A 14,440-nucleotide genomic window follows, 5' to 3' on the forward strand; every position below is an offset into this window, starting at 1 on the left:
AGGCCAGGGGCATGACAGGAGATTTCCTCATGGCTATTCCCACCGCACCCCTGGGCGTGCACTCGGAAGTCGGCAAGCTGCGCCAGGTGCTGGTCTGCTCGCCGGGCCTGGCCCATCAACGTCTCACGCCATCCAACTGCGACGAACTGCTGTTCGACGATGTGCTGTGGGTCAGCCAGGCCAAGCGTGACCATTTCGACTTCGTCACCAAGATGCGCGAGCGCGGCGTCGAGGTGCTGGAAATGCACAACCTGCTCACCGAAACCCTGCACAACGCCGACGCCAAGCGCTGGCTGCTCGATCGCAAGCTGACGCCCAATCTGATCGGGCTCGGCCTGCATCACGAGGTGCGCGCCTGGATGGAAGAGCTGGAGCCACGCCGGCTGGCCGAATACCTGATCGGCGGCGTCTGTGCCGACGACCTGCGCGGAACGCAGAGCGGCGACATCGTGCAGATGTTTCGCGACTACCTGGGCCACTCCAGCTTCATCCTGCCGCCGCTGCCGAACACGCTATTCACCCGCGACACCACGTGCTGGATCTATGGCGGCGTGACGCTGAATCCGATGCACTGGACCGCGCGCCGGCAGGAAACGCTGCTCGCCGCCGCCATTTACCGCTTTCATCCGACCTTCGCCCATGCCGATTTCCAGGTCTGGTACGGCGACCCGGAGCAGGATCACGGCCTCGCCACACTCGAGGGCGGCGACGTGATGCCGCTGGGCAATGGTGTGGTGCTGATCGGCATGGGCGAGCGCTCCTCGCGCCAGGCCATCGGCCAGCTGGCGCAAGCGCTGTTCCAGCAGGGCGCCGCCGAGCGGGTGATCGTCGCCGGCCTGCCGGTAAGCCGTGCCGCCATGCACCTGGATACCGTGTTCAGCTTCTGCGACCGCGATCTGGTGACGGTCTACCCCGAAGCCGTGCAGGCGATCACCCCCTTCAGCCTGCGCCCGGACGAGAGCAGACCCGGCGGTATCGACGTACGTCGCGAGGAAAAGAGCTTTCTCGACGTGGTTGCCGAAGCCCTCGGCATCCAGAAGCTGCGCACCGTGGCAACCGGCGGCGACAGCTACGAGGCCGAACGCGAGCAGTGGGACGACGGCAACAACGTGGTCGCGCTCGAGCCAGGGGTGGTGATCGGTTACGACCGCAACACCTACACCAACACCCTGCTGCGCAAGGCCGGTGTCGAGGTCATCACCATCGACGCCAGCGAACTGGGCCGCGGCCGTGGCGGCGGCCACTGCATGACCTGCCCGATCATCCGCGATCCGGTCGACTATTGAGACTATTGAGGAGGCAGCCCTATGGCCTTCAACCTGCACAACCGACACCTGCTCAGCCTCACCCACCACAGCGAGCGCGAGCTGCGCTACCTGCTCGATCTGGCGCGCGACCTCAAGCACGCCAAGTACAGCGGCACCGAGCACCAGCACCTCAAGGGCAAGAACATCGCGCTGATCTTCGAGAAGACCTCGACCCGCACCCGCTGCGCCTTCGAGGTTGCCGCCTACGACCAGGGCGCCAACGTCACCTACATCGACCCGACGTCCTCGCAGATCGGCCACAAGGAGACCATGAAGGACACCGCCCGGGTGCTCGGGCGCATGTACGACGCCATCGAGTACCGTGGTTTCAGCCAGCACGTGGTCGAGGAACTTGCGCAGTTTTCCGGCGTGCCGGTGTTCAACGGCCTGACCGATGAATACCACCCCACCCAGATGCTTGCCGACGTGCTGACCATGCGCGAGCACAGCGACAAGCCGCTGCACCAGATCCGCTACGCCTATGTCGGCGATGCGCGCAACAACATGGGCAACTCGCTGCTGCTGGTCGGCGCCAAGCTGGGGATGGACGTGCGCATCGGTGCACCCAAGGCCCTCTGGCCGCATGAAGAACACCTGGCCGCCTGTCGCGCCTTCGCCGCGCAGTCCGGGGCGCGGCTGACGCTGACCGAAGACCCGCGCGAAGCCGTCCGCGACGTCGACTTCATTCATACCGATGTCTGGGTATCGATGGGCGAGCCGGTCGCGGCCTGGGGCGAGCGCATCGCCCTGCTGCTGCCCTATCAGGTCAACGCGGCGCTGATGCAGGCCGCCGGCAATCCGCGGGTGAAGTTCATGCACTGCCTGCCGGCCTTCCACAACGCCGAGACTAAGGTCGGCAAGGAGATCGCCGAGCATCATCCCGAGCTGGCCGGCGGAATCGAAGTCACCGACGAGGTGTTCGAGTCCCCGGCGAGCATCGTCTTCGACCAGGCCGAGAACCGCATGCACACCATCAAGGCGGTACTGGTAGCCACGCTCGGCGGTATCTGAACATCCTCAGCGCAACGGGCGCTGCCCCTAGGCGCTGCCCGCTCGATGCACCGGTCGCTGCGCCTACAGGGCGCCGGTTACCGCCGCGCGAATGTCATCGGCCAGCTGCCGCACGCGGGCTTCGCTGGTGTCCCACGAGCACATGAACCGCGCGCCGCCGACCCCGATGAAGGTGTAGAACATCCAGCCGCGGCTTCTCAGCGCGTCCAGCGCGGTTGGCGGCAGGCTGACGAAGACGCCGTTGGCCTGCACCGGAAACATCAGCTCGACGCCCGGCAGGTCCTGTATCAGCTCGGCCAGCAGCCGGGCACAGCGGTTGGCGTGGGCGGCGTATTTCAGCCAGGCGCCGTTTTCCAGCAGGCCGACCCAGGGCGCCGAAAGAAAACGCATCTTGGACGCGAGCTGACCGGCCTGCTTACAGCGGTACTCGAAATCGGTCGCCAGTTCGCGGTTGAAAAACAGAATGGCGTCGCCTACCGCCATGCCGTTCTTGGTGCCGCCGAAGCAGAGCACGTCGACGCCGACTTTCCAGCTGAGCTCCGCCGGCGACAGGCCCAGGTGTGCGCAGGCGTTGGCGAAGCGGGCGCCATCCATGTGCAGGTGCAGCCCGAGCTCCCGGCAGGTCGCGCTGATCGCACGCAGCTCGTCGGGCTGGTAGACGGTGCCGACTTCGGTGGCCTGGGTCAGGCTCACCACGCGCGGCTTGGGGTAATGGATGTCCTTGCGCTTGAGCGCTACCTCGCGAATCGCCGCCGGCGTCAGCTTGCCCTGCTCCGTCGGGGCCAGCAGCAGCTTGGAGCCGTTCGAGAAGAACTCCGGGGCACCGCATTCGTCGGTTTCGATATGAGCGATGTCACCGCAGATCACGCTGTGGTAGCTCTGGCAAAGCGACGACAACGCCAGGGAATTGGCCGCCGTGCCGTTGAAGGCGAAGAACACCTCGCAGTCGGTTTCGAACAGCTGGCGAAAGTGATCGGCCGCGCGCGTGGTCCACTGGTCGTCGCCGTAGGCCTTTTCGTGGCCTTGGTTCGCACGGGCCATGGCTTCCCAGGCTTCGGGGCAGATGCCGGAATAGTTGTCGCTGGCGAATTGCTGATTGGCGATTGTCATCACATCCTCGTCATATGACGCTGCGGGGCGGTTGAGGCAGTAGGTTCGATTGTAGAACCCCGCGAGCCGACTCTCGCAGTGAAGACTTCGCGGGCAGCGAAAGCGTTCCGGCCAGAAGCTAGTACACGCCCGCGCCACGCGTTGTTGCCCGCCGTGTTCAGCGCTCTCCTTCGTCAGTCGCCGTGCCACCGGGCTGCACGTTCCGGGTCTTGTACATCGACACGATGACGCCCCCGGCCAGCAACGCCACGGTCACGCTCAAGGAGATGACCGACGGGATCTTGCCGATGATGCCCACCAGGAAGATCTTCGCGCCGATGAACACCAGTACCAGCGCCAGTGCGTACTTCAGGTACGCGAAGCGATGGATCATCGCGGCGAGCGCAAAGTAGAGCGCCCGAAGCCCGAGGACGGCGAAGATGTTCGACGTATAGACGATGAACGGATCCTGGGTAATGGCAAAAATCGCCGGGACGCTGTCGACCGCGAAGACCAGGTCGGCACACTCGATCAGGATCAGCGCGAGGAACAGCGGCGTCGCCCACAGCACCGGCTTGCCCGTCGCGTCTAGCTGACGCACGAAGAAGCGCTGCTCGTGCAGCGTATTCGTTACCCGCAGGTGCTTGCGCAGAAACCTGACCAGCAGATTGCGTTCGAGATCTGGGTGATCATCAACCTTGCTGAAGAGCATCTTCAGACCGGTCGCGGCGAGGAAGAGCCCGAACACATAGAGAATCCAGCTGAATTCGTGGATCAGGGTCGCGCCCAGACCAATCATCAGCGCCCGCAGCACGAGCACGCCCATGATTCCCCAAAACAGCACTTTATGCTGGTACTGCCGCGGGATCGCCAGGAAGCCGAAGATGGTCGCCATGAGAAAGACGTTGTCCATCGACAGCGATTTCTCGATCAGGAAGCCGGTCAGGTAATCCATGCTGGCATCGCTGCCCTTCTGGAAATACACCCACAGACCGAACAGCAGACCGGCACTGATGTAGCCTGCCGACAGCATCAGGCTCTCGCGCACGCCGATTTCGTGATTGTCCCGGTGAAGGACTCCCAGATCAAAGGCGAGCAGCGACACCACGACGGCGATGAAGACCAGCCACAGCCAAGTGGCCGTGCCGAGAAATTCGGCAAGGAGAAACGGTTCTAGGGCAGTCATCGAGCCCCTCCTTTCAGTCATAGTCAAAACGACTGTGACTCCGACATCGCGGTAAGAAACCGCCAGAGGGGCCCGGTGTCACCCCGCTACTCTAGTGAGGCGAAGCGTCACGCCACAAGCGCGAGGTATTGCGAAGTATTTCTCATGTTTTGCCACATCTGAACGCCCTGACCGGCGCTCACGGAGGGCACTTTTCGCTAGAGACAGGTCGGTATCAATCGATCGGCCACCCCTCCCCCGGAATCGGCGCCACGATCACGAGGCGATTCGCAACCTGACGCACCGGTCACGCTGCGATTTCAACCTGCGCCGTTTCCTTTCAAATTGAAATCCGAAGAACTCAGAATTCGCCTTTAAAATCAATAAGTTAATAGTTGGCAGGCTCCTTGCTAGTTCAGGTCAGAGGACCGTTGAATGAAATAGCGAGGAGCCACAATGACGAATCGTATAAAAATCATCATCCCGATCCCTATGGTCTGCGAGCTGATGCTGACCCTGGGCCTGAAGCCCAGCCGCAAGGCCTATCCGGCGCCGGAAAATCCCAACGACGCCGCCTACCACGCGTTCACCCGCTGACAACAAGAACAAGAGAGGAAGGAAATCATGTTCCAGCTGACCCGTGATGTGCTGATCGAACTGGCCACCCAGAAATACTTCGCCAACGTCGACCGCAAGGCGATGGCGCCGTGCTCAAGGTCGCCCTCTTCGTCACCGACATGGCCTGCTTTCCCGACGTCGTCGCGCTGCGCAAGCGCTTCTTCCGCCCGCCCTACCCGGCCGATTCCATCGTACAGGTCAGCGCCCTGGCATTGCCGGGGCTGCTGTTCGAGATCGAGGCCATCGCGGCCCGCCCGCGGCAGGCGGACCGCTAGTCGCTCGAACCTGCGGGCTCCCCACACCAATAGCGAGGCACCGCTGGCGCGAGCCGGTGCAGCGGTGAAGGTCAGCCAGGGGAGCGGCCAAGCTGCCCAACCACGGGCTCGGCGATACGGAGCCGCCGCCTTCAGCCCTCGTTGCGAACGTCGACTTTAGCGTTCGTAGCCGAACGCGAGCCGCCCAAACGCTCTTCCTGCAAAAACACTTGAAAGCCTGCCAAAGCGGGCTGCGATAGCGATCAGGGTGCCAGACAAGCGAGAACGTACGGCTCAGTGGCAGATCGGTCGCCAGTGCAACCAGTTCACCACGCCCCAGCTCACCGGCGACGCTCAGCCGCGACAGGCAGCCCAGCCCGAAGCCGGCACGCACCGCTTGCTTGATCGCCTCATGCTGACTCAGCTCCATTCGCACCCTGATGCGTTGAGCGAGCGGGCGGACGGCCGCCTCGAACACCGCTCGCGAACCGGAGCCGGGCTCACGGAGGATCCAGTTCTCCATCGGAATGTCCGCGTGAGACAGCCGACCTCGCGACGCGAGGGGGTGAGCCGGATTGCAGACCACTACCATCTCGTCATGCCGCCAGAATTCGGACTTGAGCTTGGGGTCGCAGCACTGCCCTTCAATCAAACCGAGGTCAGCCTCGAGGCGCAACAGGTCGGCGATCACCTCGCCGGTATTGCGAAGCCGTACCTGCAGGTCTACCGCAGGATGCTGCTCGCTGAATCGCCCTGCCAACTCCGGCAGCAGGTAGGTTCCGATGGTCGCACTGGCCGCAACGGTCAGCGTTCCCTGCAGTTCGCCATCCGGCTCGCGTGCGGCGTCGATGAAGGCGTTCAGATCATGGAGCAAGTGTTCGGCCTTCGGTAGCAGCCGACTGCCCAGCTCGTTCAGCTGCAGACGTTTGCCAACCCGTTCGAAAAGTGGCACGCCCAGATGCTTCTCAAGGTCAGCCAGCGACTGGCTGGTGGCCGACTGCGACAGGCTCAGCCCCCTTGCAGCCGCGCCGACCGTGCCGGCGCGGGTCACAGCCACGAAGACTTGTAGCTGGCGAAAGCTGATTCCCGGGTGCATAGCGCCTTTTCCGAATAGTTATATTGTTATAACCGTTTTCACAGCCCCCTTACCTTGCACCTAACCTAGGCCACCGACAAGCGCCAAAAGGAGAGCGGCTATGTGGCAAGGGCTAATGCTCTGTGGGTTTCTGACGGTAGCCGGCTATGGCCTGAAATCGATACCAGTTCTGCACGAGACCGGGTTCAGCCCCTTGGTCTTTGCGCTTTTGCTCGGGCTGATCGCCGGTAACCTGCCGGGTTTCGAACGTATGGCGCCGGCGGTACGGCCGGGCGTATGTTTCGCGACACGCTGGCTGCTGCGAGGCGGCATCGTGCTGTTCGGCCTCTCGCTGACCGTGCAGCAGATCGCGGCGCTTGGGCCGTCGATTCTATTGCTGGACGTCCTCGTAATCGGGACTGTCGTGCTGGTTGGGTATCAGCTAGGCACCCGAGTGTTCGGAATCGATCGCGAGACCACGCTGCTCACCTGTGCCGGCAGCGCGATCTGCGGGGCGGCCGCAGTCCTGGCGACCGAAGCGGCGATTCGTACGCGCCCCGCTGCGACGTCCATGGCGGTGGCAACCGTAGTGCTATTCGGCTCACTGGCCATGCTCGTTTATCCGTTGCTCTACCCGCATACGGGCATGAGCGAAGACCAGTTTGGAGTGTACATAGGCGCCACGATTCACGAAGTGGCACAAGTGGTTGCCACGGGTGATGCGGTCGGGCCGAACGCGCTGGCCACTGCCGTGATCGTCAAGCTGGTGCGCGTGATGCTACTGGTCCCCTTCCTGCTGCTGATCGGTCAGTGGTGGATACGACGGCGTACCGATGCAGTTCGCACCGAGCGTGGCAGCTTAACGATTCCCTGGTTCGCACTCGGCTTTCTGGCCATGGTCGGCTTCAACAGCGCGGTGCGCCTACCGGCCTCGCTACACGGTGGACTCGTGTTGACGGGGCAGGTCGCTCTGACCATGGCCATGTCGGCTTTGGGGTACGAGACACGCCTCGAAAAGCTGGCCGCACTGGGCATCAAACCATTCGCTCTAGCGCTGTGTCTGTTCGTTCTTCTCACGACGGGCGGGCTGGTGGCGGTGAGGCTCCTCAGCTTTTTGTGACGGGACGGAATCTCAACGGGTTCGGCTGGGCTGTGCTGGCAGCTAAATCCCGCCCCCACCGCCCGCGAGAAAACCGGGGCGGTTCATGGATCGTCGCGGCGCGGGGTGGGAACTTGGCGGAATCCCCCAAGAGCGGATGTCCGCTCAAATTGCAGCGGTTCGATGACTTGATTCGTTCACGGATGGGCTGCTGATTGGAGCCCTTCCCTTACAGCACGAAAAAGTCGGTCGAATTCGTCATTGAAACGGACAAGAGCCACGTCGTAATCAAGTTCGTCTCGCAGACAGCTCTCCAGCTCCGTGCTGAATATCTGAAGTTTATCGGCACCGATAGCTCCTGCGATCGATTTGAATCGATGAAGGTTCTCCTGAGCCTCTTCTTTTCGGCCATACGACAGATCGCCAGCCAGGTCGCTGGCTACGGATGAGTAATCACCGACGAAACGCCTGAGCAAGCTGATGTAAAGCTCGTGGTTGTTTAGCAAACGATCCAATGCAGCGTGCTGATCCAATCCTTCGATGGTGGGGAGGCACGCATGGCACAACAAGTTACCCCTGGGGGTTTGCCTCTCTAATGAGCGGCACAGCCAGCGTTCGAGCATTGCCTCCAAATGTCTAGGATCAATTGGCTTGGCGAGAAAATCACTCATACCTGCTGCCAGGCATCGTTCACGCTCTACGGCCAGATTGCTGGCTGTCAGGGCAATGACGGGCAAACCGGGGTAGTCGGGCCGAAGCCTCTTCACCGTCTCCAAACCATCCATGACCGGCATGTGGACGTCTAGAAGCAGTAGATCGATCTCCTTCTCCAATGCAAGGCACTGCAGGGCTTCCGCACCATTTGTCGCCATCAGGACATCCAGCCCAAGTGAGGTGAGATGCTCGTGGGCGACGTCTCTATTCAGCGGATCATCGTCAACGAGCAGTACCCGCCTGCCGGAAAGAGAAAAACTGCCACCTGAGTGAAAGTTCTCTTCCTCATCGTCAACGGTATCGGGGACGATTTCCAACCCGAGCCGAAGCCCGAACAAACTGCCCATGTTCGGCTCGCTTCGCGCGATGACCTGTCCACCCAACAGTCCAGCCAGTTGCGAACAGATTGCCAAACCCAGGCCGGTTCCACCGTAGCGACGTGTGATTGAGTCATCCATCTGCTGGAACGGCCTGAACATTTCGTCCAGTCGCTCCGCGGGCATGCCTATGCCTGTGTCCTGCACCTCGAAGCACAGCCCGCACTCTGTGGCTCGAATCTCCTCTAGATAGACCCGCAGGGAAATGCAGCCGCGGTCCGTGAATTTTATTGCGTTGTCCATGAAGTTAATCAGGACTTGGGCGATGCGCAGCGGATCACCCTTGAACCAGCCAGGCAACTTCGGATCGACATCTACGATCAGCCGAATGGGCTTGCCGCTGGCCCGCTCCCAGACGATATCTACGACGCTGTCCAGTAATCTGCGTAACGCAAACGGCACGCGTTCGACTTGCATCTCACCAGCTTCGATCTTGCTGAAATCAAGGATGTCGCCAACAACGTCCTGCAGGTGCTCCGCTGACTTGAGAATCTTGTCCAGGTAAACATTCGTCTTTGCTTCGCGATTGTTTCGCCGGGCCAGATGCGCAAGACCGACCACGGCATTGAGCGGCGAACGAATCTCGTGACTCATATTGGCAAGAAAATTTGCCTTGGCCTGAGCTGCCGACTCGGCCTGCTCTTTAGCGGCCCTCAGCTCGGCCGTGCGCTCCTTTACCTGTCTTTCCAGATTGGCCGCCAGTTCGCGCAAGGCGAGCCGATCGCGAGCCTGATTGGTTTCCTCGATGGCGAGGCTGCCTAATGCGCGAAGCGCACCCTTGTTGTCGAGGATCGGGAAAGCGATGAGGCGGTAGGCACGAAAATCCGCCTGTTTTTCGTCCGCCCCCCTCGACACGAACTGGCGCTCCTGCGAAATGCCCGTGCGCAAGATTTCCAGCTGCGCTTCCCATACCAGCTGGCTTAACGGAGGCAGCTCGCGGTTCAGGTTGCCACCGCACAGATCGAGACGGCCCCAGCCCTCGACATCGGAACCTCGTACAGCCGCGTTCTCGAGCTTCACACACCCTTCCGGATCACGTATGCGGACCATAAGTGGCAAGTGGTCAAGCACCTGGCGATATAGCGACTCGCGCTCGGCGAGGTAGCGTCGATCACGTCGGGTTCGCAACGTCAGCCAGATCACCAGAGCGACGGCCGTCGCGCACAAGGTCAGAATCAGATTGCGCCCAAGTTGATACGCGCCATACAGCGGCAGCAGGTCATGTTCGATGACCAGTCCCAGATCGAGTTCATCCAGCCAGAGCGCCGCGCCCGCAACCTGGGTGCCGTCACGATCACGGTAGCCCTCGGAATAGCTGACCGAGCCTTGGTCGGGGGCAATCGGGAGACCGGTCGATAAGTGCTCGACGTCCCCAGGACTCGAAAGCGATGTGAGTCGCGCACCCTCGCCATCCACTGCAAACACCCGGGTCTGGGGCCCCTCCAACCTCGCTAGCAATGCACTCAGTTCGTTATCCGGCGCCAGGCGCAGGCATAGCACGGGCGGGCGAATCTGCTCGGCACGGTCAGCCCCGATTCGAGCACACGCCATCTGCATGCGCGTGCCTGCCGGCAGGATCCGCTCAGAATTCAGCAACGGCACCGGTGCCGGGAACGGTCGCGAAATTGATCCACCTTCGCGTTGGCTGCGCAGCAGCGTGTCGCGGGCCGGCTCCGGCAGCATAAAGGTGCGCCGTTGGGTCTGGTTGCTGTCACTTATTACCTGCAGGTCGCCATCAAACAGCACGTGCCCCACATATCCCTGCGCCAGATACAGCGCGCGCAGGTGTTCGGCCAGATAGGTATCGATGCTGGCATCCGTGTCCCGCGGCTGAGCCGCCCAGGCCTGAACGTCATGCAGCTCCGCCATTCCGCGAACGGCCATCAGGTGACGGTGTTGCCAGTGCAGCAACAGGTCCTTTATCACAACCATCTGCTTGCCGAGCTGGGCGGCGTTATTAGCTGCCACCTTGCTACGCACGGTTTGTAACGCCGCGATGGTGAGCAACACCAACAGCAGGCAAGCACTGGTCGGGGCGAGCAGTCGGCGTAACCTCGTCATGCCTTACGCCTCACTCATCGCACCATTCGCTGAGGGACGTGCGTGACTTGTGCCGCTCGTGCCAGTCGCCGAGCAGTTCGGCTGGCATCGGTCGCGCGAACAGGTACCCCTGTCCTGAATGACAACCCAGCAACTCAAGCAGCAACAGGTCGTCCTTGCATTCGACCCCTTCAGCTACGCAAGGCAACCCGAGCTTGTGCCCCGTCTCGATCGCAGAGTACAGAATTGCCCGGGCGCGCCGGTTCTGATGTGCCTCGCAAACGAACGCACGATCAATCTTGAGCTCCGTGAAGGGCAAACGTGAGAGCTGGCGAAGGGTAGAGAACCCCGTACCGTAGTCGTCAATCGACAGGCCAAAACCGGCGAGACGCAGACGCCCCACCGACGCCAGCGTCACCAGAGGATCGTCCATTAGTGCACTTTCGGTGACTTCGAGTATCACTTGGCTCGGGCGACAGTGTGCGCTCGCCGCCAGATGAATGAGGTCGTCAGCAAAATGACGATTCGCCAACAAGCTGATATCGACGTTCAGGGAGATGCTGATGGATTCATCCTGCAAGCTCAGCAAATGCTGCATGGCTTGCCGCACGAGATTGAAGGTCAGCTCACAGAGCTGGCCACTGCCGGTGGCCAGAGGTATGAAATCGGCAGGTGGAATCAGCTCGCCGTCCGGTTCCAGCCAACGCGCGAGCACTTCGTAGCCGGTGACCCTTCCACTTCGCAGGTGCACCTTGGGTTGGTAGAAGGGCCGTATGCAACCGCGCTGAATCGCCGACTCGAGTTCAGCTTCGTTGGGTAGCGGCCGCAAACGCTCGGCGCGCCCCTGATCGTCTCGCTGTTGCCCCGTCTGAGACAGCAGTCGGTGCAGATCACGGCCCTCGATCGGCTTGCGCAGGCTGCCGAGCAGCGGAACGCCTGCGGCCTGCAGCATGCTTTCCACCGTACAGATCAGCGCTTCCTCGCGGGCGCTGACGACTACCACTTCGCAGAAGATCCGTTCCTCACCCAATCGCTGCAGTAATTCGATGCCGTTCATTCCCGGCATTTCCAGATCGACCAGCAGCAGCGGCAGCTCGTCGTCGCAGTGCCGCAGGATGGCCAGGGCAGCCCCACCATCATCGACCTGCTGGATGCGCTCGAGTCCGAGCCCCCTCAGCAGCGCGCAAAGCAGCTCGCGCTGAAAGGGGCTGTCCTCGACGATCAGCACCTGCCGTGCGCGGACTGCTTCCGGGAGCTCAGCCAACCCCGCCGCTATAGATAGTTCCAAAGCTGTCAAATCTTCTGTCCGTAATGGGCGATCCGCTCGGGCAGATCTTCCAGGTTGCAAATCTGCTCGACGCCACCCAGGCGAATCGCCTCCTTGGGCATGCCAAACACCACGCAGCTCTCCTCGTCCTGCGCCAGCGTGGACGCCCCGGCATCGCGCATTGCCTTCAGTCCGCGGGCGCCATCATCTCCCATGCCCGTCATGATGACACCGAGCGCGTTGCGCCCCGCCGCTTTGGCCAGCGAACGAAACAGCACGTCGACCGAAGGCTTGTGGCGTGAGACGGGCGGGCCATCCTGCACCATCACCTGATACTGCGCACCATTGCGTCGGACACTCAGGTGCAGGCCGCCCGGTGCAATCAACGCCCGCCCCGGCAAAACACGGTCGCCATCCTGCGCCTCGCGAACCTCGATGGCACAGGCCGCGTCCAGCCGCTGCGCGAACTGCCGGGTGAAGTTGGCCGGCATGTGCTGGACGATCACCAGTCCGGTGCAGTCCTTTGGCATCCGCTTGAGCAGATATTCCAACGCCCGCGTTCCGCCAGTGGAGGTGCCGATGGCGACGATCGCATCAGTGGTGCGACTCAGCGCCGTGCTGGCCAAGGGCGAAACTCCGCTGCGTGCGACCCTGGTCGGACACGCCACGCGCCGCAGGCGGCTGGCGGCCGCCTGTCGCACCGTCTGCACCAGCTGCATACGCTGCTCCTGGATGAACTGACCAACACCAGCACCGGGCTTGCACAGGATCGCCACCGCACCGGCATCCATCGCATCCAGTGCAATGGCCGAGCCCTGTTCGGCCAGGGAGGAAAACACGATGGTGGCAATGGGATCGTCCTGCATCAGCTGACGCAGGAATGTCACGCCGTCCATCCGCGGCATTTCCACGTCGACCACCAGTACGTCGGGGCGCAGGGTACGCAGCTTCTGGAAAGCAAACAACGGATCGGGCGCGACACCGATCACCTCGATATCCGGCTCTGCCTCCAGCTGTTCGCGCAGCATCGAGCGCACCACGGCCGAATCATCGACGATCATCACCTTGATCATGCCGACACCCTCCGCGCTGCCGCCGCTTCCGGCGCTCGGTAAATCGATGGCGCCAGCTGCTGCAGCGGTAAGCGGACACCGGTCAGCGATTCGCAATGGCCGATGATCAGCCATCCGCCCGGGCGCAGGGCTGCGCACAGGTTGTCGATCACCCGCTGACGTGTCGGCTGATCGAAATAGATCAAGACGTTACGCAGAAAGATCACGTCGAATCCCCCCGCCTCCGGCCAGGGGCACAGCAGATTGTGCTGCTCGAAACGCACTCGCGCACGCAGCGCCGCATCGATCATCATCATTCCTTGATAAGAACCCGTTCCGCGCCGGCAAAAGCGCTTGAGGTAGTCGACCGGCAACAGCTCCAGGCGGTCCAGGCGATACAGGCCGCTACGCGCCTGCTGCAAAGCCCGGCCACAGATGTCGCTGGCCACCAGCTGCCAGCCATTGCCACCGAGCTGATCGGCCAGCACCATCGCCAGGCTGTAAGGCTCCTCGCCGGTCGACGCCGCCGCGCACCAGACCTTCATCGGCCGCTCGTCGCTGCTGGGGATGATCTGGTTCTTGAGCCGGGCGAAATGTGCCGGCTCGCGGAAGAAGTAGGTTTCGTTGGTGGTCAGGCGGTCGAGCATCTCCGCGCGTTCCGCCTGCCCTGCTGGGCTGAAAACATGGGCGAGATAGGCGTCGAAGTCGCCCAGCCCCAGCTCATCGACCCGGCGCCAGAGCCGGCTGACCACCATCGAGCTTTTCTGCCCCGTGATGAGAATGCCTGCGGTCTGGTATAGCCATTGCTGGATCTGCTGAAAGTTGGCGGAGCTGAGCGGCTTCATCGGCGTTATCCCGCCGCCGCAGCAGTGACATCGGCACCGGAGCCCGCCTCGATGAGCGTTTCCAGCTCGACCAGCGACAGCACCGCAGCGATATCGAGGATCGGGATGAAGCCCTGCTCGCGGCGCAGCATGCCGATGACGAAGTCATTGCGCAGCCCGGTGCCGAACTGCGGCTTGCGCTCCACTTCACCCGGCTCCACCTCACGCACCTCGGTCACGCCGTCGACCAGTACACCAAGCATGTGCAGGTTGTCGCCCTGCGCGACTTCGACGACCACGATGCAGGTTCGACGGTTGATGCCGGTAGGCTCCTGGCCGAAGCGTACCGACAGATCGAGCACCGGCACCACGGCGCCGCGCAGGTTGATCACCCCATGCAGGAAACGCGGCGCCAGCGGTATCGCCGTGACCCCCGGGTACTCGATGATCTCGCGGATGGCGTGGATTCCCACGCCATAGGTCTCGCCACCCAGGTTGAACATCAGGTACTGACGTACCAGTTCGAGATTTTCCTCGGACTCAGCCAT

The 14,440-nt window shown here is 62.2% G+C and carries 13 protein-coding genes; 5 read left to right on the forward strand and 8 right to left on the reverse strand.

The genetic code is table 11. The features are described 5' to 3' along the window. Nucleotides 1-29 precede the first annotated feature (29 nt). Entirely contained in the window at nt 30-1,286 is a 1,257-nt protein-coding gene (gene arcA, locus U8L64_RS02025; protein WP_077683441.1) for an arginine deiminase, read from the forward strand. 21 nt (nt 1,287-1,307) lie between these two features. Continuing rightward, a complete protein-coding gene (locus tag U8L64_RS02030) occupies nt 1,308-2,318 on the forward strand; it encodes an ornithine carbamoyltransferase (RefSeq protein WP_273527458.1) in 1,011 nt (336 codons plus the stop codon). 63 nt (nt 2,319-2,381) lie between these two features. On the opposite strand, the gene U8L64_RS02035 is transcribed toward U8L64_RS02030, so the two are convergent. Both U8L64_RS02035 and U8L64_RS02040 read right to left on the reverse strand, forming a co-directional pair. Next, nucleotides 2,382-3,428 (reverse strand): threonine aldolase family protein, encoded by a 1,047-nt coding sequence (locus U8L64_RS02035; RefSeq protein WP_138299997.1) that lies wholly within the window; start codon nt 3,426-3,428, stop codon nt 2,382-2,384. A 157-nt stretch (nt 3,429-3,585) separates the two neighbouring features. Beyond that, nucleotides 3,586-4,593 (reverse strand): TerC family protein, encoded by a 1,008-nt coding sequence (locus U8L64_RS02040; RefSeq protein WP_333393586.1) that lies wholly within the window; start codon nt 4,591-4,593, stop codon nt 3,586-3,588. 435 nt (nt 4,594-5,028) lie between these two features. On the opposite strand from U8L64_RS02040, the gene U8L64_RS02045 reads away from it, so the two are divergent. Both U8L64_RS02045 and U8L64_RS02050 read left to right on the forward strand, forming a co-directional pair. Continuing rightward, on the forward strand, nt 5,029-5,169 hold the full coding sequence (locus U8L64_RS02045) for a hypothetical protein (protein WP_156113684.1): 141 nt from the start codon (nt 5,029-5,031) through the stop codon (nt 5,167-5,169). 110 nt (nt 5,170-5,279) lie between these two features. Then, a complete protein-coding gene (locus U8L64_RS02050) occupies nt 5,280-5,465 on the forward strand; it encodes a RidA family protein (RefSeq protein WP_054093120.1) in 186 nt (61 codons plus the stop codon). Here the strand turns inward: U8L64_RS02050 and U8L64_RS02055 are convergent. Then, nucleotides 5,389-6,540: a LysR family transcriptional regulator gene (locus U8L64_RS02055; protein ID WP_333393587.1), complete on the reverse strand. Its 1,152-nt coding sequence runs from the start codon at nt 6,538-6,540 to the stop codon at nt 5,389-5,391. The two genes, U8L64_RS02050 and U8L64_RS02055, sit on opposite strands and share 77 nt — an antisense overlap. Before the next feature lie 100 nt (nt 6,541-6,640). On the opposite strand from U8L64_RS02055, the gene U8L64_RS02060 reads away from it, so the two are divergent. After that, nucleotides 6,641-7,639: a YeiH family protein gene (locus U8L64_RS02060; RefSeq protein WP_333393588.1), complete on the forward strand. Its 999-nt coding sequence runs from the start codon at nt 6,641-6,643 to the stop codon at nt 7,637-7,639. 176 nt (nt 7,640-7,815) lie between these two features. Here U8L64_RS02060 and U8L64_RS02065 read toward each other — a convergent pair whose 3' ends face one another. The 5 genes from U8L64_RS02065 to U8L64_RS02085 all read right to left on the reverse strand — a co-directional run bounded on the left by U8L64_RS02065 (nt 7,816) and on the right by U8L64_RS02085 (nt 14,440). Then, nucleotides 7,816-10,770: a response regulator gene (locus U8L64_RS02065; RefSeq protein WP_333393590.1), complete on the reverse strand. Its 2,955-nt coding sequence runs from the start codon at nt 10,768-10,770 to the stop codon at nt 7,816-7,818. A 10-nt stretch (nt 10,771-10,780) separates the two neighbouring features. Further along, nucleotides 10,781-11,977, reverse strand: coding sequence for an EAL domain-containing response regulator (locus U8L64_RS02070; RefSeq protein ID WP_333393592.1), 1,197 nt, complete (start codon nt 11,975-11,977; stop codon nt 10,781-10,783). Between the two features lie 65 nt (nt 11,978-12,042). Continuing rightward, a complete protein-coding gene (locus U8L64_RS02075; RefSeq protein WP_054093124.1) occupies nt 12,043-13,089 on the reverse strand; it encodes a protein-glutamate methylesterase/protein-glutamine glutaminase in 1,047 nt (348 codons plus the stop codon). Then, a complete protein-coding gene (locus tag U8L64_RS02080) occupies nt 13,086-13,913 on the reverse strand; it encodes a CheR family methyltransferase (protein WP_333393595.1) in 828 nt (275 codons plus the stop codon). Before U8L64_RS02080 ends, U8L64_RS02075 begins: the two co-directional genes overlap by 4 nt. Before the next feature lie 5 nt (nt 13,914-13,918). Continuing rightward, complete coding sequence (locus tag U8L64_RS02085; protein WP_054093126.1) at nt 13,919-14,440, reverse strand: chemotaxis protein CheW; 522 nt, start codon at nt 14,438-14,440, stop codon at nt 13,919-13,921.

Origin of the sequence: Pseudomonas sp. FIP_A4, assembly GCF_036701605.1 — a bacterium.
GTDB lineage: Bacteria > Pseudomonadota > Gammaproteobacteria > Pseudomonadales > Pseudomonadaceae > Stutzerimonas > Stutzerimonas phenolilytica.